Annotated in this window: 22 protein-coding genes; 15 read left to right on the top strand and 7 right to left on the bottom strand. The window is 66.9% G+C overall.

Features of this window, described 5'->3' with window-relative positions:
• The first annotated feature begins 1 nt into the window (after position 1).
• The 9 genes from CTA01S_RS11885 (at position 2) to CTA01S_RS11845 (ending at position 8,357) form a co-directional block, all read left to right on the top strand.
• The gene (locus CTA01S_RS11885) at positions 2-1,180 is read left to right on the top strand and encodes an acyl-CoA dehydrogenase family protein (RefSeq protein ID WP_062195813.1); all 1,179 of its coding nucleotides are present in this window, start codon (positions 2-4) and stop codon (positions 1,178-1,180) included.
• Positions 1,177-2,808, top strand: a complete 1,632-nt coding sequence (locus tag CTA01S_RS11880) for an AMP-binding protein (RefSeq protein ID WP_062195811.1) — start codon at positions 1,177-1,179, stop codon at positions 2,806-2,808. The genes CTA01S_RS11885 and CTA01S_RS11880 overlap by 4 nt, the downstream gene beginning before the upstream one ends.
• A gap of 71 nt (positions 2,809-2,879) precedes the next feature.
• Positions 2,880-4,061: an ABC transporter substrate-binding protein gene (locus CTA01S_RS11875; RefSeq protein ID WP_062195809.1), complete on the top strand. Its 1,182-nt coding sequence runs from the start codon at positions 2,880-2,882 to the stop codon at positions 4,059-4,061.
• 15 nt (positions 4,062-4,076) lie between these two features.
• Complete coding sequence (locus CTA01S_RS11870) at positions 4,077-4,997, top strand: branched-chain amino acid ABC transporter permease (protein ID WP_062195807.1); 921 nt, start codon at positions 4,077-4,079, stop codon at positions 4,995-4,997.
• A gap of 7 nt (positions 4,998-5,004) precedes the next feature.
• Positions 5,005-6,036: a branched-chain amino acid ABC transporter permease gene (locus tag CTA01S_RS11865; RefSeq protein ID WP_371326097.1), complete on the top strand. Its 1,032-nt coding sequence runs from the start codon at positions 5,005-5,007 to the stop codon at positions 6,034-6,036.
• Positions 6,033-6,800, top strand: coding sequence for an ABC transporter ATP-binding protein (locus CTA01S_RS11860; RefSeq protein ID WP_062195805.1), 768 nt, complete (start codon positions 6,033-6,035; stop codon positions 6,798-6,800). Before CTA01S_RS11865 ends, CTA01S_RS11860 begins: the two co-directional genes overlap by 4 nt.
• Positions 6,797-7,507 carry an ABC transporter ATP-binding protein gene (locus CTA01S_RS11855; protein ID WP_062195803.1) on the top strand — a complete coding sequence of 237 codons (711 nt, stop codon included), beginning with the start codon at positions 6,797-6,799 and terminating at the stop codon, positions 7,505-7,507. The genes CTA01S_RS11860 and CTA01S_RS11855 overlap by 4 nt, the downstream gene beginning before the upstream one ends.
• 2 nt (positions 7,508-7,509) lie before the next feature.
• Positions 7,510-7,965: an acyl-CoA thioesterase gene (locus CTA01S_RS11850; protein WP_062195801.1), complete on the top strand. Its 456-nt coding sequence runs from the start codon at positions 7,510-7,512 to the stop codon at positions 7,963-7,965.
• Positions 7,962-8,357, top strand: a complete 396-nt coding sequence (locus tag CTA01S_RS11845) for a RidA family protein (RefSeq protein WP_019559364.1) — start codon at positions 7,962-7,964, stop codon at positions 8,355-8,357. Before CTA01S_RS11850 ends, CTA01S_RS11845 begins: the two co-directional genes overlap by 4 nt.
• A 12-nt stretch (positions 8,358-8,369) precedes the next feature.
• Here CTA01S_RS11845 and adk read toward each other — a convergent pair whose 3' ends face one another.
• The 6 genes from adk to CTA01S_RS11815 form a co-directional block, all read right to left on the bottom strand.
• Positions 8,370-9,023 carry an adenylate kinase gene (gene adk / locus CTA01S_RS11840; RefSeq protein ID WP_026329922.1) on the bottom strand — a complete coding sequence of 218 codons (654 nt, stop codon included), beginning with the start codon at positions 9,021-9,023 and terminating at the stop codon, positions 8,370-8,372.
• A 129-nt stretch (positions 9,024-9,152) separates the two neighbouring features.
• Positions 9,153-9,908 carry a 3-deoxy-manno-octulosonate cytidylyltransferase gene (gene kdsB / locus CTA01S_RS11835; RefSeq protein ID WP_062195799.1) on the bottom strand — a complete coding sequence of 252 codons (756 nt, stop codon included), beginning with the start codon at positions 9,906-9,908 and terminating at the stop codon, positions 9,153-9,155.
• On the bottom strand, positions 9,905-10,105 hold the full coding sequence (locus tag CTA01S_RS11830) for a Trm112 family protein (RefSeq protein WP_062195796.1): 201 nt from the start codon (positions 10,103-10,105) through the stop codon (positions 9,905-9,907). Before CTA01S_RS11830 ends, kdsB begins: the two co-directional genes overlap by 4 nt.
• On the bottom strand, positions 10,090-11,154 hold the full coding sequence (gene lpxK, locus CTA01S_RS11825) for a tetraacyldisaccharide 4'-kinase (RefSeq protein ID WP_062195793.1): 1,065 nt from the start codon (positions 11,152-11,154) through the stop codon (positions 10,090-10,092). The genes CTA01S_RS11830 and lpxK overlap by 16 nt, the downstream gene beginning before the upstream one ends.
• A gap of 24 nt (positions 11,155-11,178) precedes the next feature.
• Positions 11,179-11,604: an ExbD/TolR family protein gene (locus CTA01S_RS11820; RefSeq protein ID WP_062195792.1), complete on the bottom strand. Its 426-nt coding sequence runs from the start codon at positions 11,602-11,604 to the stop codon at positions 11,179-11,181.
• A 26-nt stretch (positions 11,605-11,630) separates the two neighbouring features.
• Positions 11,631-12,257, bottom strand: a complete 627-nt coding sequence (locus tag CTA01S_RS11815) for a MotA/TolQ/ExbB proton channel family protein (RefSeq protein WP_019559370.1) — start codon at positions 12,255-12,257, stop codon at positions 11,631-11,633.
• A 363-nt stretch (positions 12,258-12,620) separates the two neighbouring features.
• On the opposite strand from CTA01S_RS11815, the gene xseA reads away from it, so the two are divergent.
• The 4 genes from xseA (at position 12,621) to CTA01S_RS11795 (ending at position 16,883) form a co-directional block, all read left to right on the top strand.
• Positions 12,621-13,919: an exodeoxyribonuclease VII large subunit gene (xseA, locus tag CTA01S_RS11810; protein WP_232301058.1), complete on the top strand. Its 1,299-nt coding sequence runs from the start codon at positions 12,621-12,623 to the stop codon at positions 13,917-13,919.
• 115 nt (positions 13,920-14,034) lie between these two features.
• Positions 14,035-14,616: a superoxide dismutase gene (locus tag CTA01S_RS11805; RefSeq protein WP_019559372.1), complete on the top strand. Its 582-nt coding sequence runs from the start codon at positions 14,035-14,037 to the stop codon at positions 14,614-14,616.
• 106 nt (positions 14,617-14,722) lie between these two features.
• Positions 14,723-15,418, top strand: coding sequence for a response regulator (locus CTA01S_RS11800; RefSeq protein WP_026329924.1), 696 nt, complete (start codon positions 14,723-14,725; stop codon positions 15,416-15,418).
• Positions 15,419-15,422: 4 nt separating this feature from the next.
• A complete protein-coding gene (locus CTA01S_RS11795; protein WP_157451358.1) occupies positions 15,423-16,883 on the top strand; it encodes a sensor histidine kinase in 1,461 nt (486 codons plus the stop codon).
• A gap of 3 nt (positions 16,884-16,886) precedes the next feature.
• Here the strand turns inward: CTA01S_RS11795 and CTA01S_RS11790 are convergent, their stop codons facing one another.
• Positions 16,887-17,381: a DUF192 domain-containing protein gene (locus tag CTA01S_RS11790; protein ID WP_062195784.1), complete on the bottom strand. Its 495-nt coding sequence runs from the start codon at positions 17,379-17,381 to the stop codon at positions 16,887-16,889.
• A gap of 79 nt (positions 17,382-17,460) precedes the next feature.
• On the opposite strand from CTA01S_RS11790, the gene CTA01S_RS11785 reads away from it, so the two are divergent.
• Together CTA01S_RS11785 and ccoS are read left to right on the top strand one after the other, a co-directional pair.
• Complete coding sequence (locus CTA01S_RS11785) at positions 17,461-19,839, top strand: heavy metal translocating P-type ATPase (RefSeq protein ID WP_084362410.1); 2,379 nt, start codon at positions 17,461-17,463, stop codon at positions 19,837-19,839.
• A gap of 9 nt (positions 19,840-19,848) precedes the next feature.
• Positions 19,849-20,049 carry a cbb3-type cytochrome oxidase assembly protein CcoS gene (gene ccoS / locus CTA01S_RS11780; protein WP_062195779.1) on the top strand — a complete coding sequence of 67 codons (201 nt, stop codon included), beginning with the start codon at positions 19,849-19,851 and terminating at the stop codon, positions 20,047-20,049.
• Positions 20,050-20,072 lie beyond the last annotated feature (23 nt).

The raw sequence follows: 20,072 nt of genomic DNA, 5'->3' as shown, positions 1-20,072 counted from the left end.
GATGGCCGCAACCGCCGACCTGGACTGGCCATTCTTCGAGCCACGTCACCGGGAACTCGCACGGGGGATCGAGGCCTGGGCGCGCGTTCACGTGCCGCAGGTTCACGATCACGACGTCGATGCCGCGTGTCGCGCGCTGGTGCGTGCGCTCGGGCAGGGTGGCTGGTTGCGCCATGCGGTGGCAGGCACGGCCCACGGTGGGGCGGGCGAAACCATCGACACCCGTGCCCTTTGTCTGATCCGCGAAACCCTGGCGCGTCACTCGGGTCTGGCCGACTTTGCGTTTGCCATGCAAGGGCTGGGCTCCGGGGCGATCAGCCTGGCTGGCAGCCCCGAGCAGCGCGCTGCCTGGCTGCCGCGTGTGGTCCGCGGCGAGGCCATTGCCGCCTTCGCACTGTCCGAACCCGAAGCCGGCTCGGACGTGGCGGCGATGGCCTGCACGGCCCGCCAGGAGGGCGGCGACTATGTCCTCGATGGAGAGAAGACCTGGATTTCCAATGGCGGCATTGCCGACTTTTACGTGGTGTTCGCCCGCACGGGCGAAGCACCCGGGGCGCGGGGCATCTCCGCGTTCATCGTCGAGGCGGGCACGCCCGGTTTGGAGATTGCCGAGCGCATCGAGGTGATCGCTCCACATCCGTTGGCCCGACTGCGTTTGGCCGGCTGCCGGGTGCCGGCAGGCCAGCGCATCGGGCCGGCCGGCGAGGGCTTCAAGCTGGCCATGCGCACGCTCGATGTCTTTCGCACCTCGGTGGCCGCCGCTGCCCTGGGCTTTGCCCGCCGCGCCCTGGACGAGGCGCTGCAGCGCGCCACCACACGGCGGATGTTCGGCCAGCGTCTGGCCGATTTCCAGCTCACCCAGGCCAAGTTGGCCGAGATGGCCGCCACGGTGGACAGCGCGGCCCTGCTCACGTACCGAGCAGCCTGGCAGCGCGACCAAGGCCGTGGTGTCACGCGCGAGGCGGCGATGGCCAAGATGTGCGCCACCGAGGGGGCGCAGCAAGTCATCGATGCGGCCGTGCAGATCTTCGGCGGGCTCGGGGTGGTTCGCGAGATGCCGGTCGAGCGCCTGTACCGGGAGATCCGCGCCTTGCGCATCTATGAGGGCGCCACCGAGGTACAGCAGCTCATCATCGCCCGCGAACTGCTCAAAGACGTGAAGGAAAGGGGCCAGCCATGACGACGAGAACCTCGCACGTGGACACCTTCGCCCGCGACCGTCTGCCGCCGCCACAGTGGCAGCCTGAGTTTCTCTTCGAGCTGCCCGAACTGCAGTTCCCTGAGCGCTTGAACTGTGCCACCGAGCTGTTGGACCGCTGGGTGGCGCAGGGCCAGGGCGAGCGCCTGTGCCTACAGGCCCCGGGGGGCGTGCGTTGGACCTATGCCGATCTGCAAGACCGGGCCAACCGCATCGCGCACGTGCTGGTGCGTGAGATGGGCCTGGTGCCGGGCAACCGGGTGTTGCTGCGTGCGCCCAACAACCCGATGATGGCCGCCTGCTGGTTCGCGGTGATGAAGGCCGGCGGCATCGCGGTGGCCACCATGCCGCTGCTGCGCGCCAAAGAGCTGGGTCAGATCATCGACAAGGCCCAGGTCAGCCATGCGCTGTGCGACGCTGCGCTGGCGGCGGAACTGCAGTTGGCCGCGGCCCAGCATCCGGTGCTGCGCGAGATCCGCTACTTCCATGAGGAGACGCCGCAGGGTTTGGAGGCCGCGATGGCGCGGCAATCGCCGTCCTTCGACAATGTCCACACCGCTGCGGACGACATTTGCTTGATCGCCTTCACCTCGGGCACCACCGGCGAGCCCAAGGGCACGATGCACTTCCACCGTGACGTGATGGCCGTCTGTGCGTGCTGGCCGCGCCATGTGCTCAAGGCCCGCGCCGACGATGTCTTCATCGGTAGCCCTCCGCTGGCCTTCACCTTCGGCTTGGGCGGTCTGCTGCTGTTTCCGATGAGCATCGGGGCCTGCAGCGTGCTGCTGGACAAGGCCAGTCCGCCGATGTTGCTGGAGGCCATCCCACGCTTTGGCGCCACGGTGCTCTTCACGGCGCCTACGTCCTACCGTGCGATGGCAGCACAGGCCGGCCAGCTGCGCATCGGCGCGCCCCGCGGCGGCAGCCTGCGCAAATGTGTGTCCGCTGGAGAAGCCTTGCCGGCGGCCACGCGCGCGCTGTGGAAGGAGCACACCGGCATCGAGATGATCGACGGCATCGGTTCGACCGAGATGCTGCACATCTTCATCTCGGCCGACGAGGCGCATGCCCGTCCTGGCGCCACCGGCACCGTGGTACCCGGCTACCGAGCCTGCGTGCTCGACGACGAAGGGCGCCCGGTGCCTCCAGGCACCTTGGGTCGTTTGGCGGTCAAAGGCCCCACGGGCTGCCGCTACCTGGCCGACGAGCGCCAGCGCCAGTACGTCCAGCATGGCTGGAATCTCACGGGGGATGCCTACATTGTGGACGAGGATGGCTATTTCCACTACCAGTCCCGCACCGACGACTTGATCGTCTCGGCCGGCTACAACATCGCCGCCGTCGAGGTGGAGGACTGCCTGCTGCAGCATCCGGCCGTGGCCGAATGCGGCGTGATCGGTGTGCCCGACGAGCAGCGCGGCCAGATCGTCAAGGCCTTCGTGGTGCTGCGCGAGGGCCATGTGCCGAGCCAGGCCATGGTGCGCGAGCTGCAAGACTTCGCCAAGCGCACCGTGGCACCCTACAAGTATCCGCGTGCGATCGAGTTTCGCGAGCAGTTGCCGCGCACCGAGACGGGCAAGCTGCAGCGATTCAAGCTGCGCTCGGTATGAACCCGCTCACCCTGAACGGCCCGGCTCGGGCATGCTCGGCGGCCTGATCCCTCAACCAAGGAGAATGTCCCATGCGACTGATTCCACGACCCCTGGTGTGCGCCGTGCTGGCGACCGGCGCGCTGGCCATGCCGGCCCTGGCGGCCGACAAAGTGAAGATCGGCTTTCTCAGCACGCTGTCCGGACCGGGGGCCGGCCTGGGCATCGACATCCGTGACGGCTTCAACCTCGCGCTCAAGCACACCGGCGGCAAGCTCGGCGGCTTGCCCGCCGAGGTGATCATCGTCGACGACCAGCAAAGCCCAGACGCCGCCAAACAAACCACCGAGCGCCTCCTCAAGCGCGACCGGGTGGATTTCATGACCGGTGTGGTCTTCTCCAACGTGATGCTGGCCGTGGGCCAACCCATCTTCGAGAACCAAACCTTCTATATCAGCGCCAACGCCGGCCCTTCGCAATATGCCGGCCAGCAGTGCAATCCCTACTTCTTCAACGTGGCCTGGCAGAACGACAACCTGCACGAAGCCGTGGGCAAGACGGTGGCCGACAAGGGCTACAAGCGCGTGGCCTTGCTGGCGCCCAACTATCCGGCCGGCAAAGACGCCCTGACCGGATTCAAGCGCTACTACCAAGGCGGCGAGGTGGTCTCGGAGATCTACACCCGCCTGGGCCAGCTCGACTATGCGGCCGAACTGGCCCAGGTGCGCGCCGCCCGGCCCGATGCCATGTACATCTTCCTGCCCGGCGGCATGGGCATCAACTTCATCAAGCAGTTCGTGGCCTCGGGCATGTCCAAGGACACCACTTTGTTCGGCCCCGGCTTCTCGGCCGACGAGGACGTCATTCGCGCGGTGGGCGAGCCCATGCTGGGCATGTTCAACACCTCGCAATGGGCGCATGACCTCGACAACCCGCAGAACAAACGTTTCGTGGCCGATTTCCAAAAGGAATACGGCCGACTGCCGTCGCTGTATGCCTCGCAAGGCTATGACGCGGCCATGCTCATCGATGCCGCCGTGCGTGACGTCAAGGGCAAGATCGAGGACAAGGCCGCGTTGCGCAAGGCGCTGCAAGCAGCCAACTTCAAGTCCGTGCGCGGGGCGTTCAAGTTCAACACCAATCAGTACCCCATCCAGGACTACTACCTGCGCATCGTGCACAAGGATGCCCAGGGTCGCATCACCAACCGCACTTTGGGCACGGTGTTCAAGAACCACGCCGACGCCTACGTGGGCGCCTGCAACATGAAATAAACCCAAGGCGCGACCGTGACCCTGACGCTCATCCTCGAGCAGGCTCTCAACGGCCTGCAATTCGGACTCATGCTCTTTTTGCTGGCGGCCGGGCTGACCCTGGTCTTCGGCATCATGGACATGATCAACCTGGCCCATGGCTCGCTCTACATGGTGGGCGCCTACCTCACGGCGGCCGTGGCCCAGGCGTCCGCCTCCTTTGCCGCGGGGTTGGCTGCCGGCGTCGTGGGCACGGCGATCTTCGGCATGGCCTTGGAGTTCACCATCCTGCGGCGACTGTACCAGCGTGATCACCTCTCCCAGGTGCTGGGCACTTTTGCGATTCTGCTCATGTGCAACGAAGCCGTGCGCATGATCTGGGGGTCCCAGCCCATCTTGCTCAACCCGCCGGCGGCGCTGGCCGGCCCGGTCGAGCTCTGGGATGGCTTCAGCTATCCCGCGTACCGACTGCTCATCATCGGGGTCGGGCTGGCCGTCGCCTTGGGCCTGTTTCTGCTCATCACGCGCACGCGGGTGGGCATGCAAGTGCGTGCCGGCGCCTCCGACCGCGAGATGGCGCTGGCCATGGGGGCGGACGTGCGCAGGCTGTTCACGGCGGTCTTCGGTGTGGGCGCGGCATTGTGCGCCGTGGCCGGCGGTCTGCTGGGCCCGCTGGTGGCCGTGCAGGTGGGCATGGGCGAGAACATCCTGATCCTGGCCTTCGTGGTCATCGTGATCGGCGGCATCGGCTCGGTGCGTGGTGCCCTGATGGGCTCGCTGCTGGTGGGCGTGGTCGATACGCTGGGACGCACCTTCGTTCCCGTGGCCCTCAGTGGCCTGCTGGGGCCGGCTGCGGCCTCCGGCGTGGGGCCGGCGCTGGCCTCGATCCTGATTTACGTCCTGATGGCCGTGGTGCTGTTCTGGAAGCCCGCAGGGCTGTTCCCGGCGCGAGGTTGAAGACATCATGAGCGACTCGATGCACGCCACTGCGAGCACCGCCTCCATGGCCGGCCAAGCGCTGCCGCAGAACACGGCACCCATGCCGCCGCAAGGGCTGCTGGACCATCGGCTGCACCTGCGCTGGGCCTTGCCCGTGCTGGTGCTGCTCGTGGCCTTCCCGCTGGTGGCGCAGGCGTTGGACGAGGCCTTTTACATCAGTCTGGGCAGTCGCATCCTCATTCTGGCGCTGGCTGCCACCAGTCTCAACCTCATCCTGGGCTTCGGTGGCATGGTGAGCTTCGGCCATGCGGCGTTCTTGGGCATCGGGGCCTACACCGTGGGCATCGCCATGGTCCATGGCGTGGTCTCGGCCTGGGTGAGCTGGCCTCTGGCGGCCCTGATGGGCGGCCTGTTCGCGCTGGGCATCGGCGCGATCAGCCTGCGCACGCGCGGTGTGTACTTCATCATGATCACACTGGCCTTTGCCCAAATGCTCTACTACGTGATGATCTCGCTGCGCGACTATGGCGGCGAGGATGGCCTGCCGCTGCCGCAGCGCAGCGAGCTGGGCCTGGGGCTGAACCTGCGTGAGGACATGCACTTCTACTACGTGGTGCTGGTTCTTTTCGCCGCCTGCTTCGTCTTCATCTGGCGGCTGCTCAATGCCCGCTTCGGTCATGTGCTGCAAGCCCAGCGCGAAAACGAGACGCGCATGGTGGCCATCGGCTTTGCGGTGTATCGCTACAAGCTCGTGGCTTTCGTGCTGGCCGGCGCCATGGCCGGCCTGGCCGGCGCGCTGATGGCCAACCACAGTGGCATCGTCAGCCCGGCCTTGATGAGCTGGCAGCAGTCCGGCGCGCTGATGATCATGGTCATCCTCGGTGGCGTCGGCCATCTCTACGGCGGCTTCGTCGGTGCAGTGGTCTTCCTGCTGCTGGAGGAAATTGCGTTGGGCTACACCATCCATTGGCAGTTCGGCGTGGGGGCGGTGTTGTTGCTGGTGGTGCTGGCGGCCCCGCGGGGCCTGATGGGGTTGTTCGCGAAGGAGTTGCCATGAGCGCGACACCGCTGCTCGAACTCAAAGGCTTGGTCAAGCGCTTCAGCGGTTTGACGGCGACTGACCAGGCCAGCTTGGAGGTGTGGCCGGGGGAGGTGCATGCCTTGATCGGCCCCAACGGAGCCGGCAAAACCACCCTGATCCATCAAATCTCGGGTGCGCTGAGGCCCGATGCCGGATCCATCGACTTCGAGGGCCAAGACATCACCCGCTTGCCGATGCATGCACGTGTGCTGCGCGGCTTGGTGAGGTCGTACCAAATCACCAGCATTTTCAGGCGTCTGAGCGTGCTGGACAACCTGGCCTTGGCCATCCAGGCCCGTCAGGGCTCGAGCCTGCAGTTCTGGCGTCCTGCCCGGCAGGAGCGGGCTCGATACGAGGAAGCCGCCGACATCGCACAGCGCGTGGGCCTGGGCGCGCGGCTGGATGCTCTGGGCGCCGCCCTGGCTCACGGCGAGCAGCGGCAGCTCGAACTGGGGCTGGCGGTGGCCACGCGGCCCAAGCTGCTGCTGCTGGACGAGCCCATGGCGGGCATGGGGCCGGAGGAGTCCGAGCGCATGGTCGGCTTGCTGCAAAACCTGCGCCGCGAGCTGACCATGCTGCTGGTGGAGCACGACATGGATGCGGTGTTTCGTTTGGCCGACCGCATCTCCACCCTGGTGGCCGGCCGCATCATCGCCAGCGGCAGCCCGCAAGCCATCCGCGAGCATCCCGAGGTCAAGCGCGCGTACTTGGGCGACGAACTCGAGGCCACCGTGGCATGAGCGCCTTGTTGGAAGTCCGTAATTTGGAGGCCGGGTACGGCCGCAGTCAGGTGCTGTTTGGCATCGATCTGAGCCTGTCCGCCGGCGAGATGGCCACGCTGCTGGGCCGCAATGGCATGGGCAAGACCACCACGGTGCGATCGATCCTGGGCCTGCTGCGTCCCCACGCAGGAGAGATCCGCTTCCTTGGCGAGCGCATCGATGGGCGAGCGCCCGACCGCATTGCGCGCATGGGGCTGGCCGTGGTGCCCGAAGGGCGTCGGATCTTTCCCAATCTCACGGTGCAAGAGAACCTGCTGGCCTTCGCGGCCAATCGCTGCGCCTGCGCCGAGCCGTGGACCCTCGAGCGCGTGTACTTGCTCTTTCCTCGGCTGAAGGAGCGTGCCAGCCACCTCGGCAACCAGCTGTCCGGCGGCGAGCAGCAAATGCTGGCCATCGGCCGGGCCTTGATGACCAATCCGCGCCTGCTGGTGCTGGACGAAGCCACCGAGGGCCTGGCGCCCTTGATCCGCGAGGACATCTGGCGCTGTCTGGGCGCGCTGCGTCAGCAGGGGCAGACCCTGCTCGTGATCGACAAATATGTGCAACGCTTGGTGCGCCTGGCCGACCATCACACCATCATCGAGCGCGGCCGGGTGGCCTGGCAGGGCGATTCACGACAGCTCGGGGCCGACCCCGCTCTGTGGCATCGCTATATCGGCGTGTGAGCATGCTCATGCCAGGGATTGCACAGCGTCACGCCTTCGAGCGCCCGCAGCTCATTCGCTTTTCGCACTGCGACCCGGCCGGGTTGGTGTTCTTTCCTCAGTATCTGGTGATGTTCAACCAACTGGTCGAAGACTGGTTCACCGAGGCTTTGGGCCTGCCCTATGCCGAGATCCTGGGCCCGCGCCGCACCGGGCTGCCCACGGTCAGCCTGACCTGTGACTTCATCGCCCCGAGCCGTATGGGTGAAATCCTCACGCTGGGTTTGACGCTCCAGCGCGTGGGCAGGGCTTCGTTCAGCGTGGACTGGGGAGCGCGCTGTGGCGACCAAGCCCGCGTCACGGCCCGCCAAGTGCTGGTCACCACATCGCTGGACACCCATCGCAGCATCCCCATTCCCGAGGACATGCGTCGAGCACTGCTGGACCGTGCGTCCCCACGAGACGGAGATCGAACATGAAGATTTTGCAACCCCCGGACTGGCCGCGACCCAAGGGCTATGCCAACGGCGTGGCCGTGCGCGGCCAGATGGTGTTCGTCGCCGGGATGATCGGCTGGGATGCCCAGGGGCGGTTTCACACCGACGAACTGGCCGGGCAGGTCCGGCAAGCGCTGGCCAATGTCGTGGCGGTCTTGGCCGAAGCGGGCGCCCGGCCGGAACACATCGTGCGCATGACCTGGTACCTGACCGACAAGCGCGAGTACCTCGCTCAGCAGCGCGACATCGGCCGCGCTTACAAAGAACTCATTGGTCACTACCACGCCGCGATGACCGCGATCGAAGTGTCGGCCCTCATCGAAGACCGGGCCAAGGTAGAGATCGAAGTGACCGCGGTGATACCCGATGCGTGATCTGCCGAACCCTCAACTGAGGGCGGCCAGCGCCCGCGCGGTGATGTCTTCGACCGACCCCAGCCCCTCGATGCGGCGATATTTCGGCGCCATCGGATCGCCGGAGGCGGCCCACTGTGAGTAGTAGTCCACCAGCGGACGGGTTTGGCTTTGATAGACCTGCAGCCGCTTGCGCACCGTCTCTTCCTTGTCGTCGTCGCGCTGGATCAGGTCTTCGCCGGTCACATCGTCCTTGCCGGGCACCTTGGGCGGGTTGTACTTGATGTGATAGGTGCGCCCCGAAGGCGCATGCACACGCCGCCCGCTCATGCGTTCGATGATGGCCTCGTCGGGCACGTCGATCTCCAGCACGTAATCCAGCTTGACGCCAGCGGCTTTCATGGCATCGGCCTGCGGGATGGTGCGGGGAAAGCCATCGAAGAGGAAGCCGTTGGCGCAATCGGGCTGCGCGATGCGCTCCTTGACCAAGCCGATGATGATGTCGTCGCTGACCAAACCGCCAGCGTCCATGACCTTCTTGGCCTCCAGCCCCAAGGGGGTGCCAGCCTTGACGGCCGCGCGCAGCATGTCACCGGTGGAGATCTGCGGGATGCCGAATTTCTGACAGATGAATTTGGCTTGCGTGCCTTTGCCTGCGCCGGGTGCGCCCAAGAGTATCAATCGCATGAGGATCCTTTGGAAAATGCCATGCCGGGCGCGGCGCGCCCGGCACCAGTTGCGGGCGAGGATATCACGGGGTGCCCTGCGCGAAACTGACGCACCTGGCAGGGTTTCCCCGTGACAGGGCGCTGGCTTTCAGCCGCCCAGCAGCTTGCGCACGCGCTCGAGGTCCTCGGGGGTGTCCACCCCCGGTGCAGGCAAGGTCTCGCTCACGTGCACGGCAATGCGATGGCCATGCCACAGCACGCGCAACTGCTCCAAAGACTCGATGTGCTCCAGCGGGCTGGGTGGCAAGGACGGAAAACGCCTCAGAAAGCCGGCGTGGTACCCATAAATGCCGATGTGGCGCAAGGGCGCCGGATGACTGAGCGTTCGGATGCCCTGCGCGTAGCCATCGCGCCACCAGGGCAAGGGCGCGCGCGAAAAGTACAGTGCACGCCCGGCCGCGTCACACACCAGCTTCACGACATTGGGATTCGTGAATTCGGCCGGTGAGCTGATTTCGTGGGCCGCGGTGCTCATCACGCAGTCGTCGCGCATCATCAGCGCTGCGGCGGTCGCATCGATCAGAGCCGGATCGATCAGGGGCTCGTCCCCTTGCACATTCACCACCACCTCGTGGTCGCCCAGGTCCAGTTGCTCGCAGGCTTCGGCCAAGCGGTCACTGCCTGTGGGATGGTCGCTGCGCGTCAGCAAGGCCCGCACGCCATGGGCCTGGCAGGCGTGCACGATGTCGGGGTGATCGGCTGCCACCACCACTTGGTGCGCCTCGCTGGCCTGGGCCCGGTGTGCCACCCGCACCACCATGGGCACGCCGGCCAGATCCGCCAGCGGCTTGCGCGGCAGGCGGGTGGATCCGAGCCGGGCCGGGATGAGGACGGTAAAACTCACGGAGCCTCCACCTCCGTCGGCGCCGACTCCGCGGCATCCAGGCTGCGTGCCTCGCTCTCGAGCATCACCGGGATGCCGTCGCGGATCGGGTAGGCCAGACGGTCGGCTTTGCAAATCAGCTCGCGCGCCTGTTGATCGTGCTGCAGCGGCCCCTTGCACAGGGGGCACACCAGCAATTCCATCAATCGGGTGTCCATCGGTGTTCTTCCTGCGCCGCTTGGGCGGCTCGAACGCCTTGCAGCAGGCGTTGCAAGGCCAAGTGATAGTGCGGATCGGGCTCGAAGTCTAGCGCGACCACATGCAGCCGAGGGTCACTGGCCAGCGCCGAGCCCGGGGGCAGTTTGACGGCGTCTTTTTCGGTCAGCAACACGACGTCGGCAGGATGGTCGCGCCAGGGCGCCTCCGTGTAGACGTGATGGTCGGCCAGCGCGAGGGTGTCGGGGTGTAGGCCGGCTGCACGCAGCATGTCGAAATAGCGTTGCGGATGGGCGATGCCGGCCACGGCCAGCACGCGGGTGTCGGCCAGGGTGGACAGGGGGCGTCCGGTCTGGGCGCCCAGCCACCACTGAGCCAGCGGGATCGCTGGCCCCAGGGCCCGCCGAGCCAGCCAGCCCGCCCGCGCCGTCGAGGCCGCCGGTGCGTTGTACAGCACCAGGTCGGCGCGGCGGTCTGCATGGTCGCGCAGTGGCCCGGCCGGCAGCCACCAGCCGTTGCCGATGCCGCGTTCGTCGAACACCAACACCTCGACGTCGCGAGCCAGGCGGGGATGTTGCAGGCCGTCGTCGCAGACGATCACGGTGAGTTCGGGATGCCGTGCCAACAAGAAGCGGCCGGCTGCGGCACGGTGGCGCCCCACGGCCACCGGGGCGCCAGTGCGCAGGTGCATGAGCAAGGGCTCATCGCCGACCTCGGTGGCGGGGCTGTGGGAGGTGACTTCGCACAGACCCCGGCTGCTGCGGCCATAGCCGCGAGATACGATGCCGGGGCGTTCACCGGCGGCTCGTAGCGCGCGCACGGTGGCAATGACCGTCGGCGTTTTACCGGCACCGCCGGCCACCACATTGCCCACGACGACCACGGGGCAGGGCAGGCGTTCACGGGGCCGCAGCCCCCAGGCGTAGGCGCGACCATGCCACGTGGCCAGCGTCCGGTACAGCCACGACAGCGGCCACAGGGCACAGGCCAGCGGGCCGCGTCGGCTCCAAGCGGCCTGCAGGCGCATCGCGACCCTGACGGACACGGGCATGGGCAAGGACCGAATCGACGACCTTCAGCGCCCCCGCGAGGGCTCGCTCAGCCGGGTGGCGAAGGTCAGCTGGCTCAAGCCGGCCCGCCGCGCGGCATCCATCACGTTGACCACGCTTTGGTGTGCCGCGTGGGCATCGGCCGAGATCACCACCACGGCCTCGGTGCTGCCGGCGGCGGCACGCATCTCGGCGGCCAGCAAGTGCACGGCGCGGCCGTCCACCAGGCGGCCATTGACGGCATACTGTCCATCGGCCGAGACCGAGACGATCACTTCCTTGGGGTGTTGGCGCGGCGGCTGCGCGTCGGCCACTGGCAGGTTCACCTGCAGCTCGGCGAACTTGGAATAGGTGGTCGTGAGCATCAGGAAGATGAGGATCACCAGCAGCACGTCGATGAACGGAATGAGCGCGATCTCCGGCTCCTCCGTACGGCGGTGATGGAAATTCATCTTCTTCACAACGGGCCCTTGCGAACTCAACGCTGCGCGGTGAAGCGCATCAAGTGAGGCACCATGCGTTCGGCGGCCTGTTCGAAATCGAGCACGTACTCGTCGACCTTGCCGCGGAAGTACCGGTAAAACATCAGCGAGGGAATCGCGATGATCAGCGCAAACGCCGTGTTGTACAGCGCAATCGAGATGCCGTGGGCGAGCTGCTGCGGATTGCCGCCGGTGGTGCCCCCTTGCGAGGCAAAGATCTCGATCATGCCGATGACCGTGCCCAGCAGCCCCATCAAGGGCGCGGCTGCGGCGATGGTGCCCAGGGTGTTGAGATAGCGCTCCATCGAGTGGGCGGCCGCACGCCCGGCGGTTTCAAAGGCAATGCGCAAATTGGATTCGCTGATGCGCGGCTCGTTGATCACACTGCGCAGCCCGGCGGCCAGCACTTGCCCCAGCAGCGAACTGGCGGCCAGCTTGTTGACGACCTCCGGCGCAGGCAGGCCGGCTCGGGTGACGGACAGGACTTCGTCGAGCAGCTTGGGCGGAGCGATGCGCGAACTGCGCAGGCTGGACAAGCGTTCGATGATCAAGGCCAGGGCCACGATGGAACACGCAATGAGCGGCCAGATCGGCCAGCCGGCGGCTTGTATGATCGAAAACAACGAGCTACCTCCTCGCGGGTGAGGGTCCGAGGGTCACGACGGGGGCGATTATGACCCCAAGCGCGCCGATGACCACGTGCGGGGCCGTGTGGTGCTGCACATCTGCGACGGTCTCGTGGCGCCGACGGTCAGTCATCCACGAATCTTGTGGATAACTTTGTGGGAAACCCGGGGGCAGCGCTCGCAAAGTGGCGTTGCGACAAGCCCTCTGACGGATTGCTGCATTCATGAGCACAAAAAAATTCAATGGAATCAAAGACTTGGAACGTTGTGACGTGCTGATGACAGCCACAACGCCGCGTCGAGCCTTGTTTGGCGCGGCTGTGGAGTTTTAACCCCGCGCCGAGCTTGGGAATGCAGCGCATGTCCTTCTTCGAAGCGGCACACGGCCAAGGGCCGCGTGGCCCCTGGCGGGTGGCGGCCTTGCTGCGGGCCATTGCCGATCAGCTGCAGGCTCGCTTCGGCGCCGTCACGGTGCAAGGCGAGCTGTCCAGCTTCACGCGCGCGCCCAGCGGGCATTGCTACTTCGCCCTCAAAGACGATGAGTCGCCCGAGCCGGCGCTGATCCGCGGGGCGATGTTTCGCCGGGCGGCGGCCATGCTCGACTTCGAACCCCGGGAAGGGCAATGCGTCGAGATCCGCGGCCGACTGGCCGTCTATGACGCCCGAGGCGACCTGCAGCTCGTGGCCGAGAGCATGCGTCCGGCCGGGCAGGGCGCGCTGTACGAGCAGTTTCTGCGCCTGAAGGCGCGTTTGGAGGCCGAAGGCCTGTTCGATGCGGCGCGCAAACGGCCGCTGCCACGGTTCGTCTCCCGGGTGGGCTTGGTGACCTCGCTGGCGGCTGCGGCCCTGCACGACATGCTCACGGCCTTGCGCCGCCGCGCTCCGCATGTCGAGGTCATCGTCTACCCGGCGTCGGTCCAGGGCGATGGCGCGGCCTCAGAGCTGGTGCAGGCGCTCGATCTGGCGGCGCGCCGTCGTGAAGTCGACGTGCTCATCATCGGTCGCGGCGGCGGGTCGCTGGAAGACTTGTGGGCGTTCAATGATGAGGGATTGGCCCGCGCGATTGCCGCCTGTCCGCTCCCGGTGGTCAGCGCCGTGGGGCACGAGACGGATGTGTGCATTGCCGACTTCGTTGCCGACCTGCGGGCGCCCACCCCCACGGCCGCGGCCGAGCTGGTGGCCCCCTCGCGCGATGAATGCCTGGCGGAACTGGAAGGCTGGGCCCACCGTCTGCGTGCGGGCATGGGCCGGCGGCTGGAGCAGCAGGCCCAACGCCTGGACCACGCCAGCTTGCGCCTGGTGCGTCCCGCTCAGGTGTTGGCGCGCCGGCGCTCGCAGCTGGACATGCTGGGGCAGCGTCTGGCGGCCGCGCCTGCCCAGCATCTGCGGCTGGCGCGCCAGCGCCCAGGCCCACTGGCGCAGCGTCTGGTGCGCGCTGCGCAGGTGCACTGCCACAGTGCAGCGCAACGATTGGCTGCGCTGCAGTCCCGGTTGGTGGCGCTCGATCCGCAGCGGGTGTTGCAGCGGGGCTATGCCTATCTCACCGACCCGCAGGGCCAGGCATTGGTCTCGGTGCGGCAGATCCAAGTCGGTGAGACGGTGCACGCCGTGCTGGCCGACGGTCGATTGGTCACCCAGGTGCGCCAGCGCCAGCCCTGACCTTGCGCGCCGCGCGGGTGTCAGCCCCTTGTTCGGCGAACCGCGGCTCGAGTGCCTACAATTCCTCGAATCAGTCCCGTTGATCACATCTCCCACGAACCGAAAGGACGACACGATGGAACATACCTTGCCTGCGCTGCCGTATGCGATCGATGCCCTGGCGCCCCACATCAGCAAGGAAACGCTGGAGTTCCACCACGGCAAGCATCACAACGCCTACGTGGTGAACCTGAACAACCTCATCAAAGGCACCGAGTTCGAGTCGATGTCGCTGGAGGACATCATCAAAAAATCCAGCGGCGGCGTGTTCAACAACGCGGCTCAGATCTGGAACCACACCTTTTTCTGGCACAGCATGAAGCCCGGTGGTGGCGGTGAACCCAAAGGCAAGCTGGCCGAGGCGATTCGTGCCAAGTGGGGCAGCTATGACGCCTTCAAGGAAGCCTTCAGCAAGGCGGCCGTGGGCAACTTCGGCTCGGGGTGGACCTGGCTGGTCAAGAAGCCCGACGGCAGCGTCGACATCGTCAACACCAGCAATGCCGGCACGCCGTTGACCACGGCCGACAAGGCTTTGCTGACGATCGATGTGTGGGAGCATGCCTACTACATCGACTACCGCAATCTGCGCCCGAAGTTCGTCGAAACCTTCCTGAACTCGTTGGTCAACTGGGACTTCGCCGAAGCCAACTTCGCCTGAAGTCGTTGCCTCTGGCATGAAAAGAGCCGGCCCTGGTGCCGGCTCTTTCGCTTGACGCAGCACAATATGGGGCTTGGTCCCCCCGTTTCTCGCCCTTTGCACGACGATGAGAATCCTGTTGGTCGAAGACGACCCGGCGCTGTCGCTGGGAGTGGCCCGCGCGCTGCAGCGCGAAGGCTGGCATGTGGACACCTTGGGCGATGGCGCGGCCGCCTGCGCCGAAGGGTTGATCGACCAATACGATTTGGCGGTGCTGGACCTGGGGCTGCCCCGTCGCGACGGCATGGACGTGCTGCGCACCTGGCGCAGCCGGGGTGCGCATCTGCCCGTGCTCATCCTCAGCGCTCGTGACGAGCTGTCCGATCGTCTACAGGGGCTCGATGGCGGAGCCGACGACTACTTGGTCAAGCCGTTCGACGTGCCTGAACTGGTGGCGCGTTTGCGCGCGTTGCAGCGCCGTGCCGAGGGACGCATCGACGACCGTCTCGTGCTGGGCGATCTCGAGCTGGACGTGCGCCACCGCGAGCTGCGCTACCGCGGCCAGCGGGTGCACCTCAGCCCCCGCGAACAAGCGCTCACCGAGCTGTTGATGGCGCGGGCCGGCCGGGTGGTGCCCAAAGAGCATATCGTCTCCACCCTGTCCAGCTGGGAGACCGACTTCAGCGAGAATTCGGTCGAGGTCTATATCCACCGACTGCGCAAGCGCTTCGCCGATTTGGGCGTGGTGATCCGTACCGTGCGCGGCTTTGGCTATCTGATGGAGACCGAAGCGGCCGCCCCCGACGCCCCGCCGCCGGCCTGACACCGTGGGCCGCGCAGCGCAAGAGCTTGGCGATCGCGCACCGGCGGCTGCGGTGCAAGCCGGTCGCAGTCTGCGTGCCCAGTTGCTTGGGCCGCTGATGTGGATGTGGCTGGTGGTGGCGTTGGTGGCCGCGTGGGGGGCCTACAAACTCGCGCAATTCGCCGGTGACACGGCCTACGACCAGACGCTCCAGGACGAGGCCGGGGCCATTGCCACCCAGGTCTACTGGACCGACCGCGGTCCCTTGCTCGAGCTGAGCGTACAGGCCCAGCAGCTGTTGGCGCGCGACAGTGCCGACCGCAATGCCTACATGGTGATCGATGAAATGGGCCACATCCTGGCAGGTTCGGGCGACCTGCCCATGCCAGAGAACATCGACGCCAGCTTCACGCAGCCTCAGCTGTTCGATGCCAGTTATCTGGGTGAGCCCGTGCGAGGGGCGGTGTACTCCATTCGTTCGCCCATGCTCGATCGGGTGGTGTCCATCGTCGTGGTCGAGACGCGCCGGCGGCGACAGCAGCTGGAGCGAGAGATTCAAGTCGCCGTGCTGCTGCCGACGGTGGCGCTGGGCTTGTTGACCTTCGGCTTGCTGCACTGGGGCATTCGTCGCGGGGTGGCCCCTTTGCGACGGGTGGCGGCGGCCGTGGAGGCGCGCGATCCACGCGACTTGCGACCGCTGCCCTTGCAGGGCGTGCCAGCCGAGGCCGTGCCGCTGATCGAGCGCATCAATGTGCTGCTGGCCAATGTCGAGCGCGCCGTTCAGCAGCAACGGCGCTTCGTGGCCGACGCCGCCCACCAGCTACGCACCCCGGTGGCTGGGGTGCGCGTGCTCGCTCAGGAACTGCAGCACGAATGGCAGCACGGCGGCGGCTCGGCACCCGGTCTGTTGCGTGAGCTGGTGGCCAGCAGCGAGCGCATGGGGCGCTTGGTCTCCCAACTGCTCAATCTCGCGCGATCGGAATCCGCTTTGCGTCATGAACTGGCGACCCTCGAGCCGGTGGATGTCATCGCCGCGGTGCGCGAGGCGGCCGAACCCTTGGCGCTGCAGGCTAGCCGTCAAGGGCGCGAGTTCGACCTGCAGTTGCCTGCACAGCCCTGTCATGCCCGGGTCCATCCCTTGTGGCTGGGCGAGGTGGTGGCCAACTTGCTGGACAACGCGCTGCGCCACGGCGGCGCTCATGTGCGTCTGAGCGTGCAGGCCGAGCCGGACGGGCTGCTCATCGAAGTGAGTGACGACGGCCCCGGCATTGCGGCGGATCAGCGCGAGCACGTCTTCGAGCCATTCTGGCGGGCCGAGCGATCCGACACGCGGGGCTCGCAAGGCAGCGGATTGGGCTTGACGATCGTCAGAGACGTGGTGCTGGCCATGGGCGGACGCATCGAGCTGCGCAGCCGTCCCGAGTTCGACGGCACGAGCTTTCGGGTGTGGCTGCCCTCGGTCAGCCCCCGCTCCCCCGAGACGTGAGGGTCAGCGCGCCGGCCCGATGGGCCCACCTTGAATGCGCATCCCCGGCGTGATGCCGCGCCGGGCGAACCAACCTTGGTTCATTTCCAGCGCCAGCCGCACCGGCTCGGCCGAACAGTGCGAATCGAGCGTTTGCGGCTGCATGTCGGCGATGTTGACGATGCGTCCGTCATCGGCCAGGAAGGCGATCGACAGCGGAATCAGCGTGTTCTTCATCCAGAAACACTGCACCGCGGCCGTCTCGAAGACGAAGAGCATGCCCTCATGAGGAGCCAGTTCCTTGCGATGCATCAAGCCGATGGCGCGCTGCTGCGGTGTGCGGGCCACTTCGGCGGAGATGGCATGAAATCCCGCGCGTAAGGGCACGCTGGGCAGCTTCTGGGCGGCTTCTTGGGCCCAGGCGCTCAGGGCCCAAGTCAGACCGACGAGACCCATGGTCATGCCGCGGCGCAACGTGGTGAGGCGGCTGGGCAAGGCTGATGACTTGATCTGGATCATGGTGCTCTGGAAGGCTGGAGGCTAGATTCTCCGTGCGCCCGCGGCCGATGTCGACCCGTCGGGTATGGATTTTGCCGCGATGCCCAGCGCCCACCCCCCCGCCCGAGCCGAGCTTGCCGCCTGCGCCCCGTCCGACGCCGAGGCCGTGGCTTGGGACGACCCGCTGGAGCAGGCGCGCTTCACCCAGGAGGTGCCCGATCCGACCGGTGGCGCAGCGCGCCGGCGCTCCGTGCTCATCGTCGAGGGCATGTACTGTGCGGCCTGCTCGGTGCACATCGAAGAAGCTCTGTTGCGTCTGCCCGGCGTGCTGCAAGCCGATGTCCATCCCATCTCGCGCCGGGCCGGTGTCCTGTGGGATCCGGCGCAAGTGCGAGCCTCGGACATCGCCCATGCCGTGGCGAAGGCCGGCTACCGTGCCTATCCGGCCTTGTCGGCACAGGCCGAAGCCGACCGGCGACGCCAACAGCGCCAGGCGCTGTGGCGGCTGTTCGTCGCTGGCTTTTGCATGATGCAGGTGATGATGTATGCGGTGCCCACCTACGGGGTGGCCCCCAGTGGCAGCCAGGACATGAGTGCCGACATCTGGCGCTTGCTGCAATGGGCGAGCTGGCTGCTGAGCATCCCGGTCCTGTTGTTTGCCGCCGGGCCATTTCTGCAGGGCGCATGGCGCGATCTGCGTGCGCGTCGCATCGGCATGGACGTGCCGGTGGCGCTGGGCATCGTCGTGACCTTCATCGCCAGCACCGGCGCGACCTTCGACCCTGGCGGCCCCTTCGGCCAGGAGGTCTACTTCGACTCGCTCACCATGTTCGTCTTCTTCCTGCTGGCGGGGCGTTACCTGGTGCTGCGCGCCCACAGCGCCACGGCGGCCGCGCTGGAGTCCTTGATGCAGCGACTGCCCGAGACCGTGGAGCGCGAATCGGCCGAGGGCCACATCGAGACACTGCCGGTCTCGCGCCTGCAAGCCTCAGACCGGGTGCGGGTGCGCGCCGGCCAGGCGTTTCCGGCCGACGGGCGCATCGAGGCCGGCAGTGCCTGGGTGGACGAGGCGTTGCTCACCGGGGAGTCCACCCCGCAATGGCGCGGGCCAGGGCAAGCGGTGGTGGCCGGCAGCTTCAACCTTTCGGCCCCCGTGTGGGTGCGCGTCGAGCGGGTGGGGCGTGACACCCGCTATGCGCGCATCGTCGAGTTGATGCAGCGTGCAGCCACCGAGCGTCCAGCCTTCGTGCAGGCCGTCGACCGCATGGCTGCACCGTTTCTGTGGGCCGTGCTGCTGGCGGCGGCCCTGTGTGCGCTCGTCTGGGCGTTCATCGATCCCAGCCGCAGCCTCTGGGTGGCTGTGGCCGTGCTCATCGTCACCTGCCCGTGTGCTTTGTCTCTGGCCACGCCATCGGCTCTGCTGAGCGCTGCCGGTGCCTTGGCTCGCCGCGGAGTGCTGTTGCAGCGCCTCCAGGCGCTGGAGGCCTTGGCCGAGGCCCGGGTGTTCGTGTTCGACAAGACCGGCACGCTCACGGAAGACCGTCTCGAGCTGAAGCAATGCGAGGTTCTCGATGCGCGGTGGTCGCGGGATCAGCTTCTGGCCCATGCGGCGGCTCTGGCCCAGGCCTCACTGCATCCGGTCTCGCGGGCGGTGGTCGAAGCCGCGGCGCCCAAGGGTGGCCTTGCCCTCGTGCACGAGGTGCACGAATGGGCCGGTTGCGGGCTGGAGGGGCGCGACGCGCAGGGGCGGTGTTGGCGCTTGGGCTCATTCAGCCATGCGACGGACGCTGGCGATGCACGCGCCGGCGCTCACCCCCCGGCGTCCTTGGGGCCGGAAGCGTGGTTGAGCGTCGATGGCGCCGTGCTGGCTCGCTTCGAATTCAGCGAGCGCCTACGGCCCCAGGCCCATGACACGATCGCTGCATTGCGTGCACAAGGCGTGCAAACCGTGTTGCTGTCGGGCGACCGCCCCGAAGCGGTCGAGGCCTTGGCCCGCCGTCTGGGCATGGATCACTGGCGAGGCGGCGCTTCGCCCGAGGACAAACTGGCCTACGTGCATCAGGTCCAAGCCCAAGGATGCAAGCTGGCCATGGTGGGCGATGGCCTCAACGACGGCCCGGTGCTGGCTCAGGCCGATGCCTCCTTGGCCATGGGGCAGGGGGCCGCGTTGGCGCGAGCCCAGGCCGACATCACGCTCATGAGCAGCCGCCTGTCCGATGTCGTGGCCGCTTGGACGATGGCGCGACGCACGGTTCGCATCATCCGTCAAAACCTGAGCTGGGCAGCCGCCTACAACGCCCTGGGCATCCCCTTGGCCGCCCTGGGGTGGATGCCGCCCTGGCTGGCCGGCCTGGGCATGGCCGCCAGCTCCGTGCTCGTGGTGGCCAATGCCTGGCGCTTGAGCCGTGGCGACCTGCCGGCCGGCAATCCGGCGGCGGCCTTGGGCAGCGCACCGCTGACCGCCTCCCCCGGCGCGTGAAGGCCAGCCATGGACATCCTGTTTTTGCTCGTGCCGCTGTCGGTCGTGCTGGTGCTGTTGATCCTGGGCTTGTTTGCCTGGGCCTTGCACAGTGGCCAGTTCGACAACGTGGAACGCGAGGGCGAGCGCATCCTTTGGGACGACGCGCTGTCCGACGAGAACTCCGTTGACGACGATCAAGGTTCGGTGCGCAGGCATCCGGAACAATGACCTGACTGACTTCCAGGAGAGAG

Origin of the sequence: Caldimonas taiwanensis NBRC 104434, from assembly GCF_001592165.1 — a bacterium.
Lineage (GTDB): Bacteria > Pseudomonadota > Gammaproteobacteria > Burkholderiales > Burkholderiaceae_C > Caldimonas > Caldimonas manganoxidans.
This window is presented reverse-complemented; position numbering and strand designations above follow the sequence as displayed.